This is a genomic window from Microbacterium sp. NPDC055312, assembly GCF_053645675.1.
Genome location: NZ_JBSHMU010000002.1, coordinates 198,439 through 216,159, shown reverse-complemented (window position 1 = coordinate 216,159; position 17,721 = coordinate 198,439). Strand labels below are relative to the sequence as shown.

General features: G+C 69.5%; 18 protein-coding genes. 6 read left to right on the top strand and 12 right to left on the bottom strand.

The window, feature by feature from the left end:
* Window positions 1-8: 8 nt before the first annotated feature.
* From ACWIDW_RS05400 to ACWIDW_RS05390, 3 genes are all read right to left on the bottom strand, one after another.
* Complete coding sequence (locus tag ACWIDW_RS05400) at window positions 9-989, bottom strand: alpha-ketoacid dehydrogenase subunit beta (protein WP_454123582.1); 981 nt, start codon at window positions 987-989, stop codon at window positions 9-11.
* Complete coding sequence (locus tag ACWIDW_RS05395; protein ID WP_454123580.1) at window positions 986-2,116, bottom strand: thiamine pyrophosphate-dependent enzyme; 1,131 nt, start codon at window positions 2,114-2,116, stop codon at window positions 986-988. Before ACWIDW_RS05395 ends, ACWIDW_RS05400 begins: the two co-directional genes overlap by 4 nt.
* Window positions 2,117-2,199: 83 nt before the next feature.
* Entirely contained in the window at window positions 2,200-3,273 is a 1,074-nt protein-coding gene (locus ACWIDW_RS05390; RefSeq protein ID WP_454124491.1) for a histidinol-phosphate transaminase, read from the bottom strand.
* Window positions 3,274-3,334: 61 nt separating this feature from the next.
* On the opposite strand from ACWIDW_RS05390, the gene ACWIDW_RS05385 reads away from it, so the two are divergent.
* Window positions 3,335-3,736: a phage holin family protein gene (locus ACWIDW_RS05385; protein WP_454123578.1), complete on the top strand. Its 402-nt coding sequence runs from the start codon at window positions 3,335-3,337 to the stop codon at window positions 3,734-3,736.
* A 40-nt stretch (window positions 3,737-3,776) separates the two neighbouring features.
* Here the strand turns inward: ACWIDW_RS05385 and ACWIDW_RS05380 are convergent, their stop codons facing one another.
* The 8 genes from ACWIDW_RS05380 to ACWIDW_RS05345 form a co-directional block, all read right to left on the bottom strand.
* On the bottom strand, window positions 3,777-5,075 hold the full coding sequence (locus ACWIDW_RS05380) for a hypothetical protein (RefSeq protein WP_454123577.1): 1,299 nt from the start codon (window positions 5,073-5,075) through the stop codon (window positions 3,777-3,779).
* On the bottom strand, window positions 5,072-5,332 hold the full coding sequence (locus ACWIDW_RS05375; protein ID WP_271639115.1) for a hypothetical protein: 261 nt from the start codon (window positions 5,330-5,332) through the stop codon (window positions 5,072-5,074). Before ACWIDW_RS05375 ends, ACWIDW_RS05380 begins: the two co-directional genes overlap by 4 nt.
* 126 nt (window positions 5,333-5,458) lie before the next feature.
* The gene (locus tag ACWIDW_RS05370; RefSeq protein WP_454123575.1) at window positions 5,459-6,166 is read right to left on the bottom strand and encodes an MgtC/SapB family protein; all 708 of its coding nucleotides are present in this window, start codon (window positions 6,164-6,166) and stop codon (window positions 5,459-5,461) included.
* Window positions 6,166-7,149: an N-acetylglucosamine kinase gene (locus tag ACWIDW_RS05365; protein WP_454123573.1), complete on the bottom strand. Its 984-nt coding sequence runs from the start codon at window positions 7,147-7,149 to the stop codon at window positions 6,166-6,168. Before ACWIDW_RS05365 ends, ACWIDW_RS05370 begins: the two co-directional genes overlap by 1 nt.
* Window positions 7,146-8,075 carry a carbohydrate ABC transporter permease gene (locus ACWIDW_RS05360; protein ID WP_454123571.1) on the bottom strand — a complete coding sequence of 310 codons (930 nt, stop codon included), beginning with the start codon at window positions 8,073-8,075 and terminating at the stop codon, window positions 7,146-7,148. Before ACWIDW_RS05360 ends, ACWIDW_RS05365 begins: the two co-directional genes overlap by 4 nt.
* Window positions 8,072-9,040: a carbohydrate ABC transporter permease gene (locus tag ACWIDW_RS05355; protein WP_454123569.1), complete on the bottom strand. Its 969-nt coding sequence runs from the start codon at window positions 9,038-9,040 to the stop codon at window positions 8,072-8,074. The genes ACWIDW_RS05360 and ACWIDW_RS05355 overlap by 4 nt, the downstream gene beginning before the upstream one ends.
* Window positions 9,037-10,389 carry an N-acetylglucosamine/diacetylchitobiose ABC transporter substrate-binding protein gene (ngcE, locus tag ACWIDW_RS05350; protein ID WP_454123568.1) on the bottom strand — a complete coding sequence of 451 codons (1,353 nt, stop codon included), beginning with the start codon at window positions 10,387-10,389 and terminating at the stop codon, window positions 9,037-9,039. The genes ACWIDW_RS05355 and ngcE overlap by 4 nt, the downstream gene beginning before the upstream one ends.
* Before the next feature lie 112 nt (window positions 10,390-10,501).
* Entirely contained in the window at window positions 10,502-11,257 is a 756-nt protein-coding gene (locus ACWIDW_RS05345; RefSeq protein ID WP_271639109.1) for an SIS domain-containing protein, read from the bottom strand.
* Window positions 11,258-11,420: 163 nt separating this feature from the next.
* On the opposite strand from ACWIDW_RS05345, the gene ACWIDW_RS05340 reads away from it, so the two are divergent.
* The 4 genes from ACWIDW_RS05340 (at window position 11,421) to purB (ending at window position 15,099) form a co-directional block, all read left to right on the top strand.
* The gene (locus ACWIDW_RS05340) at window positions 11,421-12,368 is read left to right on the top strand and encodes a MurR/RpiR family transcriptional regulator (protein ID WP_454123566.1); all 948 of its coding nucleotides are present in this window, start codon (window positions 11,421-11,423) and stop codon (window positions 12,366-12,368) included.
* Entirely contained in the window at window positions 12,365-13,096 is a 732-nt protein-coding gene (locus tag ACWIDW_RS05335) for a glycerophosphodiester phosphodiesterase family protein (protein ID WP_454123565.1), read from the top strand. The genes ACWIDW_RS05340 and ACWIDW_RS05335 overlap by 4 nt, the downstream gene beginning before the upstream one ends.
* A gap of 79 nt (window positions 13,097-13,175) precedes the next feature.
* Window positions 13,176-13,688, top strand: a complete 513-nt coding sequence (locus ACWIDW_RS05330) for a low molecular weight protein-tyrosine-phosphatase (protein WP_454123564.1) — start codon at window positions 13,176-13,178, stop codon at window positions 13,686-13,688.
* Window positions 13,689-13,725: 37 nt separating this feature from the next.
* Window positions 13,726-15,099 carry an adenylosuccinate lyase gene (gene purB / locus ACWIDW_RS05325; protein ID WP_454124489.1) on the top strand — a complete coding sequence of 458 codons (1,374 nt, stop codon included), beginning with the start codon at window positions 13,726-13,728 and terminating at the stop codon, window positions 15,097-15,099.
* 6 nt (window positions 15,100-15,105) lie between these two features.
* Here purB and ACWIDW_RS05320 read toward each other — a convergent pair whose 3' ends face one another.
* On the bottom strand, window positions 15,106-16,530 hold the full coding sequence (locus ACWIDW_RS05320; RefSeq protein WP_454123563.1) for an MFS transporter: 1,425 nt from the start codon (window positions 16,528-16,530) through the stop codon (window positions 15,106-15,108).
* 102 nt (window positions 16,531-16,632) lie between these two features.
* Here ACWIDW_RS05320 and ACWIDW_RS05315 point away from each other — a divergent pair, with 102 nt between their 5' ends.
* Window positions 16,633-17,718 (top strand): PQQ-dependent sugar dehydrogenase, encoded by a 1,086-nt coding sequence (locus ACWIDW_RS05315; protein WP_454123561.1) that lies wholly within the window; start codon window positions 16,633-16,635, stop codon window positions 17,716-17,718.
* Window positions 17,719-17,721: the final 3 nt, after the last annotated feature.

The window sequence follows — 17,721 nt, the reverse complement described above, 5'->3', positions numbered from 1 at the left end:
GGCGGGGATCAGTAGGCGAGGGAGCGGTCGACGGCTTCGAGGATGCGGTCGGCATCGGGCAGGTAGGTGCCCTCGAGCTTGGCGGGCGGGAACGGCGCGTCGAAGCCCGACACGCGCAGCACCGGCGCCTCGAGGGCGTAGAAGGCGCGCTCCATGACCGTCGCGGCGATCTCGCCGCCGACGCTGGCATGACCCGGCGCCTCCTGCGCGTAGATCATGCGGCCCGTCGAGCGCACCGAGTCGAGGATGGGGCCGTAGTCGACCGGTGAGAGCGAGCGCACGTCGACGACCTCGCAGCTCGTGCCCTCGGCCTCGGCGAGCGCGGCCGCCTGTAGCAGCGTGGTGACCATGGCACCGTGTCCGACCAGGGTCACGTCGCCGCCGCGACGCACGACACGTGAGGCGTGCAGGGGCAGGGCGGAGGCCTCGAGCTCGACCTCGCCCTTCTGCCAGTAGCGACTCTTGGGCTCGAGGAAGATCACCGGGTCGTTCGAGCGGATCGCCTCCTGGATCATCCAGTACGCGTCGTTCGACGTCGACGGCGCGACCACCCGCAGGCCCGGGGTGTGCGCGAAGTACGCCTCCGGGCTCTCCTGGTGGTGCTCGACGGCGCCGATGTGACCGCCGTACGGGATGCGGATCACGACGGGCATCGACAGCGCACCCTCGTGCCTGTTCGTGAGTTTGGCGAGCTGCGAGGTGATCTGGTCGAAGGCGGGGAATACGAAGCCGTCGAACTGGATCTCGATCACCGGCCGGAATCCCGCCATGGCCAGACCGATCGCGGTGCCGACTATGCCCGACTCGGCGAGCGGGGTGTCGAGCACGCGGCGATCGCCGAAATCGCGCTGCAGGTGCTCGGTGATGCGGAACACCCCGCCAAGGCGACCGATGTCCTCACCCATCAGCAGAACGCGGGGGTCGTCTTCCATCGCCTTGCGCAGACCGGCGTTCAACGCCTTCGACATCGGCATCGTCTCGATGGTCATCGGTCCGTCCCTCCCTCGAACGAGGCTTCGTACTCGTTCAGCCAGGCCTTCTGCTCCACCATCAGCGGATGCGGATCGCTGTACACGTGGTCGAAGATCAGCGACCGCTCGGGTGAGGTGAGGGCGACGGCGCGGCTGCGCAGGTCTTCCGCGGCGTCCGCCGCCTCCGCATCCGTCTGCTCGAAGAGGGAGGCCGGCGCGCCCCGCCCCTCGAGGAAGGCGCGCATGCGCGCGATCGGGTCGCGCTGCGCCCACCGCTGCTCCTCGTCGGAGTGGCGGTACTTGGTCGGGTCGTCGCTGGTGGTGTGCGCGCCCATGCGGTACGTCACCGCTTCGATCGCCCGAGGGCCGAGGCCGCTGCGGGTCTCGTCGAGCAGGGCGCGCGAGACGGCGTAGCTGGCGAGCACGTCGTTGCCGTCGACGCGCACCGACGGGATGCCGTATCCCGCGCCTCGGTCGACCAGCGGCACCTTCGACTGCGTCTCGACGGGCACCGAGATGGCCCAGTGGTTGTTCTGCAGGAAGAACAGCACGGGGGCGTCGTAGCTCGCGGCGAACACCATCGCCTCGTGCACGTCGCCCTGGCTCGATGCGCCGTCGCCGTAGTAGACGACGACGGCCTCGTCGCGGTCGACGTCACCCGTGCCGGTGCGTCCGTCGAAGGTGAGACCCATCGCGTATCCGGCGGCGTGCAAGGTCTGCGACCCGAGCACCAGGGTGTAGATGCGGGTGTTGCCGTTCTTCGCGTCGGTGGGGTTCCAGCCGCCGTGCGAGGTGCCGCGCATCACCTTGAGGATGTCGACGGGATCAACGCCGCGGATCCGGGTGACGGCGTGCTCGCGGTACGACGGGAACAGGGTGTCCTGCGTGCGGGCGGCGCGCGCGGATCCGACTTGAGCCGCCTCCTGCCCGCGGCTCGGCGGCCACAGGGCGAGCTGGCCCTGGCGCTGCAGGTTGGTCGCCTGCGTGTCGATCGCGCGGATCACGACCATGTCTCGGTAGAACTGCTCGAGCTCGGCGTCGGTCAGCGCGTCGATGAGGGTCAGGTAGCGCTCAGCCTCGGCCGAGGGGGCGTAGCTGCCGTCGTCGGCGAGGACGCGAACGAGGGGTGCTTCGATCGGGGTCACCCGACCACGCTACCCACGCCGGCATGCCAGGTCACGCATACTTAGGGGGCCCTAGTAAGTGCCCGGCACCTGGACTTCTCGTGTCAGAGCACCGACTTCGCGACGGCCAGCACGCGGTCGATCGACTCCTCTTCGCCGACCGAGATGCGGATGCCGTCGCCCGAGAACGGGCGCACCATCAGGTCGGCGGCGTCGAAGGCCGCGGCGACCTCGTCGGTGCGCTCACCGGTGGGCAGCCAGACGAAGTTCGCCTGCGAGTCTGGCACCTGCCAGCCCTGCGCGCGCAGGCCGCCGAGCAGGCGCGTGCGCCGCTCGACGATCACCGACACGCGCTCGCGCAGCTCGGGCTCGGCGTCGAGACTGGCGATCGCCGCGCGCTCGGCCGCGCTGGTCACCGACAGCGGGATGCCGGTGGTCCGTGCGGCGTCGAGCACCCGCGGATGCCCGATCGCGTAGCCCACGCGCAGACCGGCGAGCCCGTACGCCTTTGAGAAGGTGCGCAGCACGACGACGTTCGGATGACGCTCGAAGATGCGCTCCGCGAGGCCGTCGACCGCGTCGGGTGCGGTGACGAACTCGGCGTACGCCTCGTCGAGGATGATCAGCACGTCGCGGGGTACGCGGTCGACGAACGCGGCGAACTCCGCGCTGGTGACGATCGGGCCGGTCGGGTTGTTCGGCGTGCAGACGATCACCACGCGGGTGCGGTCGGTGACGGCATCCGCCATGGCGTCGAGATCGTGCCTGCCCCCGGAATCGGGTCCCTGAGCCTGTCGAAGGGGTACCTGCACGCCGGTCGCGCCGGCGACCAGCGGAAGGCTCGGATAGGCCTCGAACGAGCGCCAGGCGTAGACGACCTCGTCGCCGACCGAAGATGTTCCGAGCACCAGCTGGTGCAGGATCGACACGGATCCGGCGGCCACGTGCACCGCGTCGGGCTCGACGCCGTGCTTCTCGCCGAGGCGGGCGCGCAGCGCCGCCGCCGACGCGTCGGGGTAGCGGTTCACCGGGGTGGTGGACTGCAGCGCCTCGAGCACCGAGGGCAGCGGCTCGAACGGGTTCTCGTTGCTGGAGAGCTTGAAAGCGTCGGGACCTGCCTGCTTGCCCTGGCGGTACGGCGGCAGCGCGGCGATCTCAGGACGGATTCGGGGCAGCATCGGCTCGGTCACGGCATCAGTCTAAGAGCGGCATCCGCTCCTGACGTGACAGGATCGGAACATGCGATTCCTCATCCGCGTCGTCATCAACGCCTTCGCCATCTGGGTCGTCACGCTCATCCCGGTGCTCGGGATCGGCATCCGGCCGTTCGAGCCGGGCGACGACCTGCGTCTCGCCCTGACCCTGCTCGCGGTGGGCGCGGTCTTCGCGCTGGTCAACTCGATCATCGGCACGGTGATCCGCATCGTCGCGTTCCCGCTGTACATCCTCACGCTCGGGCTGATCTCGTTCATCATCAACGGCCTGCTGCTGTGGATCACGGCGTGGATCACCAGCGCGTTCAGCTGGGGCCTGACGGTCGAGTCGTTCTGGTGGGGCGTGGTCGCGGCGTTCCTCATCTCGGTCATCAACGCGATCCTCGGTGCCATCCTGCGCCCGCAGGAGAAGAAGACCCGCCGCTGACGCGGCGCGATCGGGCGGCACCGGCGCCTTCCCGACCCAGTCACGGCCTGGTCGCGTGGAACTCGGTCCGCTCGACCGAGACGATGTCGTCCGCCTCCGAACGCAGCGTGTCGTGCATCCGCTCGACGCGGGCGTCTCCCGTCTCGTCGGCGAGGGCGAGCGTCTCGTCGTACGCATCCCGCATGTGCGCGCCGAACGTCGATGCCTTCCCGTTCGCCGCGTCGTCACGTGAGATGGTCATGCTGTCGGGTGAGCCGATACTGGCCGCAGGACCGCCGGAGGTGAGGCCGGCGCCGACGGGATCGTCGGGGTGGACGACCCGGATGAGCGTCTGGTCCGCGTCGAGCACCGGAACCGTCGGGCTCCCCACGGTCATCACCCGCGACGTGGTGTACACCCCGCTCACCGCCACCGCCGCAGCGATCGCACCGCCCTGCGAGTACCCCACGAGGTCGACGCGCGCCCCGGGCTCGGCGCCCGCCTGTCGCAGCGCCTCCATCGTCGCCGCGTACGAGGCGCTCTGCTCGCGGTCGATGTAGAGGTCCCAGTTCGAGCCGGAGTCCCAGGGCTCCTCGAAGCCGCTTCTGATGGTGCGGGTGCCGTCGATGTACGCGACGAACGACGTGGTGCCGTCGGCGTGGGTGCGCTTCTCGACCGCGACCTGCGCCTTTCCGTCGGGCAGGCGCTGCGTGAGCTGAGCGAGAGTAGTGGCCGCGCGCTCGACGGCGTGCGTCGACGCCCGCCGCACCACGACCGGCGGCGCCTCGCCGCTGAGCCGCGTGCCGTTCAGGATCGTGCCCGCGCTCGTCGTGATGCGCTGCAGCAGCGGGGCCAGCAGCCACAGCGGCATGTGGAACGCGCTGTCGCCGAGAATGGCCGCGAGCTGGTCGACGGGCGCATCCAGCATCCCGTCCACCGACGAGCGCTCCCATGCTGCGGTCAGCTGCAGCGCCATCCCGTCGAGGGCAGGGTACGACGCGACCAGCTCGTCGATCCGCCCTTGCAGCAGCTCCGCCTCGAGGGGATGCTCCACCGCGAGCAGCTGCTGTTCGGAACGCAGGTCGGCCAGCTCGAAAGCATCCGCCATGATCGTGGTGCCGCGCGCGTCGTCGCCGAGCTCGTCTGCGTCTTCAGCCACGTGCTGCGCCGTCGCCCACAGACCGCCCGCACCGACTCGGCTGCCTGCGCGCCACGCCGATGAGACGGCGTGATGCGCGCGGCGCAGGTCATCGGCGGCGGCGCTCAGCCGTGCGGCGGTCGCCGCCATCCGGTCGGCGACCGCGCGCATCTCGTTCGGGTCGACGGCTATCGCCCCGCCGCCGGTGATTTCCAGGGTCATACGACCGCCGCCAGGCATTCGTCTCGGTACGAGGCGATGTCGGCGCAGGCGACGACGAGCCGGCCCGCCCGCCCGATCAGCGCGGCACGCAGCATCCGCACCGCCGCCGCCTCCCAGTGGGAGTCGTCGATCAGGCGGTCGAGCTCGGCCCGCACCTGCGCGAGCGCGTCGAGCGCGTCATCGAGCAGGCGGACGCCGGTGACAAGCTCCGCGAGCTCGTCGCCGGAGGGAGCCGCCGGGTGAATAGTGGTGAACATGACCCTAGCCTGCGCGACGCGCCGCATGCGCCCAGCCGGCAACCCACGGACTGTGAATAACCCGGGACGACCCCCGATTGGGGAGACGAGTCGAGGCCCGCAGAATGCCCTCTCGCCGGCGCAGATCTAGGCAGCGTCCTCATCAACGAGCCGGACGCGTCTGATCCCGGGCACATCAGAGAAGTCGGCGAGCAGCTGCTCGAGCCGCGCGGCATTCGGCTCGACCGACACGGTTGCCTCCCAGCGCTGCGGGCGTCCATCACGCTCCAGCACCCGCGAGTCGATCACGACGGCCTTCGCCTCCTGACTCCTGGCTACCGTCAGCGCACGGGCCAGCGCCCCCTCACCTGGCCGGTATCGCAGGACGACCGTGTGCTGTCTTCCTCGCCCCTGACGCCTTCTGCGCCCGCGTCCCAGCGAGGTGACCGCGACGAGCTGCAGGGCTGTGGCCATGATCGCCAGCAGCGGTGAGCCGGCCCCGCAGGCCATGCCCACGGCAGCGGTGGCCCAGATCGAGGCGGCGGTGGTCAGTCCCGACACGACGTTCTGGCGCACGAAGATCAGCCCCGCCCCCAGAAAGCCGATCCCCGAGACGATCTGCGCGGCGATCCGTGACGGGTCCATGACCCCCTCGGCACCGCTGACACCGCCGAAGCCATACGCCGAGACCAGCGTGAACACCGCTGATCCCACCCCGACAAGGGTGTGCGTGCGCATGCCGGCGCTCTTGAGCTTGCGATGCCGCTCCCAGCCGATCAGCGCCGACAGCGCGAAGGCCAGCAGCAGCAGCGTCAGCTCGGTGAGCGTGGACTGGCTGAACCATTGGATGTGCATCATCGCCGTCTACGGGCCACCTCTTCCGCCAGCAACACACGCACGGAATCCGACACCTCGATCCCGCCACGCTGCAGCGCGAGCACCGCCGCGCCCACAACACCATCGGTGGCATGGCGCACATCCGCTCCACGCAACGCCTCGTGCAGCTCGGAGGAGAAGGCACCGGGGGCGCCGAGCAGACCGCGGGTGAGCACGCTGCCTGCCACCACCACCGGCAGCTGCTCGTATCCGCTGCGCACCGTCATCACCGTGCGGGCCAGATGCCCGGCTGCGGCAGAGAGAATCGACGACGCGACGGCATCACCCTCAGCGGCGGCGGCGAAGGCGAGCGGAGCGAGGTCGGCGAGCACGGTCGGGGTGCGGTCGTAGACACCGCGCAGGATCGCGGCGATCTCGGACCTGCGCACCCCCGACCAGGGGCGCTGCTCGCGCGGCATCCGCGCCAGCAGGTGCTCGACCAGCGAGGTGGCGGGACCACGCCCATCGGCAGCCTCTGCGGCGCACGAGACGACCTCCCTGCCGATCCAGAACCCGCCGCCTTTGTCGCCGATCAGCCAGCCGAGTCCGTCGACGACCTCGACCAGACGCGACTGCTCGATCCGCGCGGCGACGGCGCCGGTGCCGGCCACCAGAACGATCCCCTCAGGGGCACTCGAGCCGGAGAAGTAGGCGCCGAGTGCGTCGCCGACGATGTGCCACGACGTGTCGTCATCGAACCCGAGCCGGGAGGCCAGCAGCGCGCGCCGCGAGGTCGGCGCTTCGCCTGCGGCGCACAGCACCGCGGTGAGCGTCGCTGCATCGGCGCCGGCCTGCTCGATCGCCGTTCGGCAGGCCTGCTCGATGGCATCCAGGCCCTGCTCACCCAACGAGGTCGCGTTCCCGCCGGTCGCGGTGCCCCACCCGATGACCCTTCCTGTCTCATCGATGCAGGCGGCTCGGGTGTGCGAGCCGCCTGCGTCGACGGCGAGGACCGCAGTCACTTCAGCGCCCCCTGCGACACCGACGAGAGCAGCTTCTTCTGGAACAGCAGGTACACGATCAGCACCGGAACGACCGTCATCACCGCCGCGGCGAACAGAGCGCCGAAGTCGACGTTGAAGCCGGCCTGCACCGCGAAGGTCTGCATGCCCTGGGTGAGCACCGACTTCGAGGGGTCGCTGATGAGCACGAGGGGAAGCAGGTACTGATTCCACAGCCCCACGAAGTTCAGCAGGGCGATCGCCGACATGCCCGGGGCCGCCATCGGCAGCATCACCGAGAAGAAGGTGCGCCACTGCGACGCACCATCGATGGCGGCCGCCTCCGCGATCTCCTCGGGAAGCTGTTCGAAGAACGCCGCGAGGAAGAAGATCGTGAACGGCAGGGCGTACGCCGTGTAAGTGACGATAAGCCCGAGATGCGAGTTGAGCAGGCCGAAGTTCTGCACCACGAAGAACAGGGGCACGACCGCCAGAAACACCGGGAAGGTGAGTCCCGCCAGGATCAGGTTGCGGATGAAGCGCCGGCCGGGGAAGTCGAATCGCGCGAGCGCGTAGGCGCACATCGCCCCCAGCAGCATGGTCGCCACCAGCGCACCGGCCACGACGATCACCGTGTTGGCGAAGAACTGGCCGATCCCGGCCTGCGTCCAGGCGTTGACGTAGTTGTCCCAGCTCCATCGCGCGGGCAGCCCGAACGGCGACTCGAGGATCTCGCGACTCGTCTTGAACGACGACATGAGCGTCCACAGCAGCGGGATGAACACCAGTGCGGTCCAGAGGATCATCACCGTCTGCGCCGAGAAGGTGACGATCGGCTCGCTGGCCCTGCGTCGGCGGGGGCGCGGCGGCGGCGCTGCCGAGCGCCGGCGCTGCTGCTCGCGGCGTGCATGCGCGCGCGTGGTGGGTGCAGTGAGTGTCTGGGTCATCGTCTTCCGATCCTTCCTGCCACGCCGACCAGCCCGACGAAAACGAAGGTGAGCAGGGTGAGCACGACGCCCATGGCGCAGGCGAGGCCGAAACGACCGTCGAGGAACGCCGCCCCGTAGATCTCCTGCGTGATGCCCAGCGTCGAGCGCTGCGGGCCTCCGTCGGCGTTGAACGCCTGCAGGAAGACGAACACGTCGAGGGCGGCGATGCCCACGTAGATGTATGCCGACTTCACGTTCTTCGCGATCCCGGGCAGCACGATCGACAGGGCGATGCGCACACGGCCCGCGCCGTCCAAGCGCGCAGCGTCGAACAGCTCGGTGTCGATGCCGCGGATCGCGGCGACGAAGAGCACCATGTAGAAGCCGGCCGAAGCCCAGACCACCGCCGCGATCGTCGCGCCCATGGCCGTGGCCGGGTCGCCCAGCCAGGCGAAGGAGCGGAAGTTCTCGAACCCGGCACCGGTGAGGATGCCGTTGAGGATGCCGTTGTTGGGGTCGTACACCTGCGCGAAGATGATGCCGACGATGATCGAGGGGATGACACCGGGGAAGAACGCGGCGACGCGGTAGAAGGACGCCCCCTTCACACCCGACACCCCGCCGCGCATGTCTCCGCCGATGGTGACCATGATGGCGAGGGCGAATCCGATCGCCAGCGTCACGACGGGCATGATGGCGAGCATGGTGAGGTTGTTGCGGATCGCGATGAGGAACGATTCGTCGTTCGCCAGCTGCGCGTAGTTGGCCAGGCCGATGAACTCGAACCCGGCGGTGAAGCCCGACCAGTCGGTGAGCGAGTAGACGACGGCCTGCAGCATCGGCCAGACGACGAAGCCGACGTACAGCGTCAGCGGCGCGCCGATGAAGACCAGCAGCAGCGACAGGCGGTCGAACCGCCCGGCGCGGGGGCCGCGACCACGGGTCGCGGCCCCCTGAGGCAGATCGAGTGCGGGTGTCGTCACGACGCCTTGACCTTGACGATGGAGTCGTCCTCGCGGATGCGGTCCGACGCCTTCTGCAGCTCGGCCAGCGCCTCGGCGACGGTCATGCCGCCCGAGAGGAAGTCGTTCATGATCCGGTTCTTGTCGTCGCCGAACGGGTACGCGTCGGTGAAGTCCCACGCGTAGGCGTCGTCACCGGCCTGCTCGAGCAGCTGCGTCGAGGAGACCAGCGCGGTCGAGCCGTAGCCGTCCTCGGGAACGGTGTTGCGCACGATCGTGGGCGACTTGTTGATCCGAGCGAATTCGGTGGCGGCGTCGCGCGAGAGCATGGTGCGAAGCGTCTCCTTGGCGCCCGCGACGTTGGCACCTTCCGTGGGCACCACGAAGCGGTTGCCACCGGCGAAGCGGATCGCCTCGTAGGGCAGCGCAGACGTCGTGGTCACAGTCGGGTTGGGTGCGCCGACCATCTCGAAGCCGTCGGCGATCTCATCGCCCATCTCGGCTTCGATCCACGAGCCGGACGGGTACATGATCGCCTCCTGGCGCAGGCTCCACTGCGCCTGCGCGGCCTTGAACTGGGTTCCCGCGCCGCCGGGGAGAAAGTAGCCGGCGTCGACGACCTTCTTCATGGCGGTGAACGCCGCGATGACCGTAGGTTGGCTCCACGACTTGGGCTCGAGGTTGGCCAGCGCCACACGCACCTCGTCGCCGCCCTCCTTGATCGCGCTGTCGATGGCCATCGACAGGTAGTACGCCGCTGCCTCCTTGCCCCAGGTGAAGAGGTACTTGCCGTCCTTCTTCGCCGCGGCGCCGAGGTCCATCGCGTCGTCCCAGGTGCGGGGGGCCTTCCAGCCCTTCGCGGCGAACAGGCTGCGCGAGTACCACAGCGCGTGCACGCTCAGCGAATAGTTGATCGCCGCGAGCTTGCCGTCGAACGACGCAAGCTCCAGCACCCCGGGGTAGACGATGTCCTTGATGACGTCGCCATCCAGGTTGGGGGCGGCCACGAGCTCGGTGAGATCGAGCACGCTCGGCAGCAGCGTGGCCACCGGGATCGAGCCCGCGCCGGCCGAGTGCAGCAGGTCCGGCGGGTTGCCGGCGACGAAGCGCGGCTGCACCTGCTGCGCGATCTGGGTCGATGCGGTGACCTTGAGGGTCACCTTCCTGCTCTTCTCCAGCTCCTTGGTCAGGTAGGCGAAGAACTCGGCGTTCTTGGCGTTGTCAAAGATGACGCTGTCGACGGTGCTCCCAGCGGCCACGCCGAACGGGTTGGCCGCATCGACCGGTCCGCTTGAGGCCGGGCCGCCGCCGCCTGCGCCGCCGCCGGGCGAGACGGCGCAGGCGGCGAGCGGAACGGCGAGCGCCGTCATGCCCATAAGCGAGAGAAGCTGTCGCCGATTCATCGGCTGCTGAGAAGAGACCATCGTGTACTCCGTTTGCAGGGGAAGGGCAGGGTTAGGGACAGAGAGGTTCGCGGGCGGGTCAGGCGACGCGACGGATGCGTGCGCCGTAGCGGGCTTGCAGGGAGCGGTTGTGCTCGTCGCCGCCGGGGATGTTGGCTGAGAGGAAGACCGGCACGACTTCGCCCTTCGCCTCGAGGGCGGAGGCGACTCCGACGGTCAGCAGCTGCGCGATGTACGCCGAGGTGATCGATGAGACGGCGCCCATCGGCACCGCGCCCTCGAGCACCGCGTCGCCGTAGGGGGCGCGATTGTCGATCACGACGTCGGCGATCTCGCTGAGTCGCTTGCCGCTGGGGTGCAGCGGGCTGACGCGGACGGTGTGCTGCAGGCTGGTGACGGCGATGACCTTGTGACCGTGCGACTTCGCCAGCAGAGCCATCCCGACGATTGAGCCGTTGACGCCGGAGTTGGAGGCGATGATGAACACGTCGGTGCTCTGGCGCGGAATGGTCGCGAAGATCTCCTCGGCAATCCGGGGGTCGCGCTCCAGCGGCGGGTCGGCGACCAGCTCGGCGCTCGTGCGCTCGCCCCACAGCACGGTGTCGCGCAGCGCGACCTTATTGCTGGGGATCAGTCCTCCCGCGCGGCCGGCGATCTCCATTGCGAAGGCCTCCGAGTGCCCCGTGCCGAAGGCGTGGATCACGCCGTCGGCGCTGAGCGCATCGGCGATCACCGTGATCGCCTCATCGAGCTCTCCGTTCTGCGCACCATCGGTGATGTGGGCGATCCGGCTGCGCACTTCGAGCTCGAAGCGGGAGGCTGTCTCGTTGATCATCTATTCTCCTGGGGGATCGAAGGGGATGCCGGTCCGGCTGACTCATTCATACATCACATTGTGTTTGTATGTATCATTCATGCATACCCGCAAGCCGCCTGTCCACCCCGCATGAGAGAGTTCAGCTGAGATTCATGAACCGGTACCCGCAGGGAGAGCGCCGATGACCGCACGTTCACACAGCGAGCCGTCGCGCAGCGGCCTGCTCGCCCCGGATCAGCCTGCGGTCACCGATCAGATCCGCCTCGCGCTGCCGGGCCTGTCACCCTCGATGGCCCGCGTCGCGAAGCGCGTGCTCGATGACCCTGAGGGGGTCGCCTCCCTCTCGGCGGCACAGCTGGCCGCCGAAGTCGGCGTCTCGCAGCCGACCGTCACCCGGTTCTGCCAGGCGCTCGGCCTCACCAGCTACCAGGCGCTCCTGCTGCACATCGCGCAGGAGGCCGGGCGCAGCAGAGAGCCACGCTGGAGCTCGGCCGGCTACGAGGAGATCGGCCCCGACGACGACCTGGAGCACGTCATCCAGGTGATGACGAGCGTCGACGTCGACGCGATGCAGTTCGCGGCCCGCTCACTCGACCGTGAAGCTTTGGAGGCAGCGGCGACGGCTGTGGCCGAAGCCCGCACCGTCGACGTGTACGGTGCAGGCGCGAGCGCGGTCGTCGCGAACGAACTCGAACTGCGCCTGCTCGGCATCGGCGTGCAGATCCGCGCGTGGACGGCCCTGCACAGCGCGCTCAGCTCTGCCTCCGTGCGCCGCCCCGGCGACGTCGCCCTTGCGATCTCCGCCTCCGGTCGCACACGCGAAGTGCATGATGCCCTCGCTGAGGCGAAGTCGCGGGGGGCGCTGACCATCGCCGTCACCGGCGATGCGAATTCCCCGATCGCGCGTATAGCCGACATCCACCTCACCGCCATCGGCCGGGAGATGCCGTACCGCACCGCCTCCTTCGCGGCCCGCCACGCCCAGTTGCTGGTGCTCGACATCCTTTACACCCGGGCCGCGCAGCGCAATCCGCAGCGCTCGGCGGAGACTCTCGCCGCCCGCCAGCACATCCCTGCCTGGCACGCCCTGCGCAGCAACCACCGACCGGGAAGCGAGACGCACGTATGACCCTCATCTGGGCCCACGCCCGCTCATCGGCATTGACCGCGTTCAACACGCTCGAGTCGTACGCCCAGGCCGTCGCCGAGGGGGCCGACGGCCTTGAGCTCGACGTGCACCTCACCGGCGACGGGCACCTCGTGTGCTGCCACGACGGGCACCTGCCACTGCCGGACGGCACGACACTGACCGTGGGCGCCGCCACCGTCGAAGACCTCGCCCGCGTAGAAGTCGGCGACGCGACCACCGGCCCCACCCGCATCCCCCTCCTCCGCGACGTGTACGAGTTGCTGGGCCCCACCGAGATGCAGCTGAACGTCGAGGTGAAGAACCTCGTGCACCGCTACCCCGGCATCGCCGAGCAGCTCCGGCGCTCGCTGCGCGAATCGGGGATGATCGAGCGCATCACCGTCTCGTCGTTTCAGCACAGCCTGCTGACCGAACTGCAGCAGCACGACTCCGCGATCCAGACGGCCGCGCTCTACGCCGACGGCCTGATCGAGCCCTGGACCTACTTCACATCCATCGGCATCTCCCAGGTGCATCCGCATTTCTCGACACTGCTCGACCCCGGCGTGCTCGACCGGCTCCTTGATGAGAACTTCGTGGTGCGGGCGTGGACGGTCGACGACCCCGAGCTATGGGCGCAGTACGTCGTCGAGGGAATGAGCGGGATCATCACCAACGATCCCGTCGGCGCGCTGGCCGCGCGCGACGCCCTGTCGGCCCAGCCCTAGCCGCCCTGACCCGGCGCGAGCGGGCGTGACGTCAAGGATCCACGCTGGTGTGATGCGCCGATACCGGCACAATGGTGAGATGACCGACCCGGATCCCTTCCGCGTCATCTTCGTCTGCACAGGCAACATCTGTCGCTCCCCGATGGCCGAAGTGGTGCTTCGTGCGCTCTCCGTGCAGAACGGACTCGGCGCGCGCGTCGTCTCGCGCAGCGCCGGCACGGGCGACTGGCACGTCGGCGAGCGCGCCGACGGCCGCACCCTCGACGCGCTGAGCCGCCGCGGACTCGACGGGTCGACGCACCGCGCGAAGCAGTTCAGCGCGGGGTCGTTCGCCGAGAACGACCTGATCGTCGCGCTCGATCGCACCCACGAGCGCATCCTGCGGGCGTGGGCGCGTGACGAAGATGACGAGGGCAAGGTCACTCTGCTGCGCGCCTTCGACCCGCACGCGTCGAGCATGGATGTGCCCGATCCGTACTACGCGGGCCCTGAGATGTTCGATTCGGTGCTCGGTATGATTGAGACCGCCACCCGCGGCCTCTTCGCCCAGCTCGAACCGGCTGTGCGGGCATCCCATCGCCGTCTCGCCTGACGCGGGACCCTGAGCAGGAGGACCTGCCCTGACTTCTCTGCCCTCGCTCCCGACCCAGCCGCTCAGCCCGCTCGACGGCCGCTACCAGGCCGCCGTCGCAGGTCTCGCCGACTACCTCTCGGAGGCGGGTCTGAATCGCGCCCGCGTCGAGGTCGAGGTGGAGTGGCTGATCGCCCTCACCGATCGGTCGCTGTTCGAGACGACACCGCTGACGGATGCCGACAAGGAGCGCCTGCGCGCGCTGTACCGCGACTTCGGTCAGGCCGAGATCGACTGGCTGGCCGAGAAGGAGGCCGTCACCCAGCACGACGTGAAGGCCATCGAGTACCTGGTGCGCGACCGGCTTCAGACGCTGGGCCTGGATGCCATCGCCGAACTCACCCACTTCGCCTGCACGAGCGAGGACATCAACTCGGCCTCTTACGCGCTCACCGTGAAGCGCGCGGTGGAGGAGGTCTGGCTGCCCGCCCTCGATCTGGTCATCGCGAAGCTGCGCGAGCTGGCCGTCCAGCACGCCGACGCGGCCATGCTCTCACGCACCCATGGTCAGCCCGCCACCCCCTCGACGATGGGCAAGGAGCTCGCCGTCTTCACGTGGCGCCTCGAGCGCGTGCGCGGTCAGATCGCGGCATCCGAGTACCTGGCGAAGTTCTCGGGTGCGACCGGCACCTGGTCGGCGCACCTGTCGGCCGATCCGGATGCCGACTGGCCGACGATCGCCCGCGAGTACATCGAGGGCATGGGCCTCGGATTCAACGTGCTCACCACGCAGATCGAGTCGCACGACTGGCAGGTCGAGCTGTACGACCGGGTGCGGCACGCCGGCGGCATCCTGCACAACCTCGCGACCGACATCTGGACGTACATCTCACTCGGCTACTTCGCGCAGATCCCCGTGGCGGGCGCCACCGGCTCGTCGACCATGCCGCACAAGATCAACCCGATCCGCTTCGAGAACGCCGAGGCGAACCTCGAGATCTCAGGCGCGCTGCTGAACTCCCTCTCGCAGACCCTCGTCACGAGCCGCCTGCAGCGCGACCTCACCGATTCGACCACGCAGCGCAACATCGGCGTCGCGTTCGGGCACTCGCTGCTCGCGCTCGACAACCTGCGCCGCGGCCTGAACGCGATCTCGCTGCGCCGTGACGTGCTGCTCGACGACCTGGACCAGAACTGGGAGGTGCTCGCCGAGGCGATCCAGACCGTGATCCGGGCCGAGGTCGTCGCAGGACGCTCGAGCATCAGCGACCCGTACGCGCTGCTGAAGGAGCTCACCCGCGGACACCGGGTGGGTGCGGCGGAGCTGGCCGAGTTCGTCGAGAAGCTCGAGATCGGGGATGCCGCGAAGAAGCGCCTGCTCGCGCTGACGCCTGCGACGTACACCGGCATCGCCGAGCGCCTGGCGCGCTGAGGATCCTCAGACCGCGTCCGGGTCCGGCACGTCGTCGCGCGGCATGAGCACCGCGGCGAGCAAGGTGAGTGCGGCGAACACGGCGGCGCCGACGAACACCCACGTCGACGCCCACACGACGGTGGCGGGGTCTCCCGCTCCGCTGCCGGCGTCGAGCAGGGAGTTCGAGATCGCGCCGAGCACGGCCACGCCGACCGCGCTGCCCGCCGATCGGGCGAAGCCGTTCATTCCCGTGACGGCCCCGCGCTCGCCCCAGCCGACCGCCGCCTGTGCGCCGATCAGGGTCGGCGCGGCGGTCCACCCCAGGCCGAATCCGAGCACGAAGGCGACGGCGGCGAACAGCAGCGGGTTCGGCCACGGTGCGATCAGCACCAGACCGGCGGCCGCGATGGTCGTGATCGACATGCCGATCAGCACCGTGCGGCGGAACCCGATGCGCAGGTACAGCCGGCCGACGAGGGATGCCGCGAGCGGCCAGCCCATGCTCAACGCCGCGACCGCGAGCCCGGAGACGAGCGGGATGGCTCCGCCCGCGCCTTCGAGGTAGGCGGGCCCGAAGCTCGTCACGCCGATCGTGAGCGCACCGACGCCGAAGGCGACCGCGGTGCAGGTGAGGATGAGGCGCCGGGTGATGAGGGCGAAGTCGATGATCGGCTCCACTGCCCGCTTCTCGACGAAGGCGAAGACGACGAGCAGCAGCGCGCCCCCCACGAAGCAGATCGCGCTCTGCCACGACAGCCAGGCCCACGCGCTGTCACCCTCGAGCAGCCCGAGGATGATCCCTGTCAGTCCGAGGGTGAGCAGAACGGCGCCGAGGTAGTCGATCCGGTGCTGCTTGCGCTCCACCTGCTCGTGATACCTCGTCACCAGCATCCATCCGGCCAGCAGACACAGCGGGACGTTGACGAAGAAGATCCATCGCCACGCATCCAGCTGAGCGAAGATCCCGCCGAGCGACGGGCCGACGACCGACGAGATCGCCCACACGCTCGCCATGTAGCCCTGCACCTTGGCGCGCTCGGCGACCGTGTAGATGTCGCCCACGATCGTCATGGCCATCGGGCCGACGGCGCCCGCGCCGAGGCCCTGCACGACGCGGAACAGGATGAGCGTGAGCATGCTCCACGCGAACCCGCACAGCACAGACCCCGCGAGGAACATCCCGATGCCGATCAGGATGACCGGCTTGCGGCCGGTCGTGTCGGCGAAGCGTGAGTAGATCGGCACGCTCACCGCCTGCGCGAGGAGGTAGACCGAGAACAGCCACGGGAACAGCTGATAGTCGCCGAGATCCCGGACGATCGTCGGGACGGCCGTGGCGAGGATCGTCGTGTCGATCGCGATGAGTCCGGTGGCGAGCATGAGCGCGCCGAGCACGGGGCCGCGCTCCGATCGCAGGCCGACAGAGGCGCGATCGACGGAGACGGTCATGACAGGGCCAAGGCGGCACGCGCCGGAAGTATTCCCGCTGAGGGTGGATCGGCGGCGCGAAGTGACGGATGCTGGAGGGCACACGCGTGAGAGGAGCGGCCGATGAGACGACGCGTCGCACCGGCGCTGGTGCTCGGGACTCTCGTTCTTGCGGGGTGCTCGGCACCCGGCATCCCGACCCCGCCCGCGGTCGACCCGACCGACGCGGCGAACGCCGAGCCGGTCACGCTCGCGTCGGGGCTGGCGGCGCCGTGGTCGGTGGTGCGCCTCGACGGCGGCGGCGCGCTGATCTCGCAGCGCGACGGCGGCGAGGTGCTCGAGCTGACGGCATCCGGAGACCTGCGCGAGGCGGGCGTCGTGCCCGGTGTCGTCTCGGGTGGTGAGTCGGGCCTGCACGGCCTCGCGCTGCTCGTCGACGGCGAGACGCGCTGGTTGTACGCCTATCACGGGGCGGCGGACGACAACCGGGTCGTGCGGATGCCGCTGACCGGCGAGGCCGGCTCGCTGACGCTCGACGTCGACGCGGCCGAGGTGGTGGTCGCCGGCATCCCGCGGGCGTCGAATCACGACGGCGGGCGGATCGCCTTCGGACCGGACGGGATGCTGTACATCGCCACCGGCGACGCGGGACAGCGTGATCGTGCTCGGGGGCGGGACTTCCTCGGCGGGAAGATCCTGCGGGTGACGCCGGAGGGCGAGCCGGCGTCCGGCAACCCGTTCGGCACCGCGGTGTACAGCCTCGGGCACCGCAACGTGCAGGGCTTGGCGTGGAGTGACGACGGCACCCTGTGGGCGAGCGAGTTCGGGCAGGACACGTGGGACGAGCTGAACCGGATCGAGGCGGGCGGCGACTACGGCTGGCCCGACCACGAGGGGTTCGCGCGCGCCGACGACGCGATCGATCCAGTCGCCGTGTGGGCGCCCGACGAGGCGAGCCCCAGCGGCATCGCCGTGATCGACGACGTCGTGTACGTCGCGGGGCTGCGCGGTCAGCGGCTCTGGCTGTACGACACGACGACACCGAGCATCGAACCCTGGCCGGTGTACACCGGCGAGTTCGGCCGGCTGCGCGACGTCGCCGCCGGTCCCGGCGACACCTTCTGGGTGCTGACGAACAACACCGACGGTCGGGGATCGCCCGGGCGTGACGACGATCGGCTGCTGCAGCTCACGCTGCCGGAGGGATGAGGC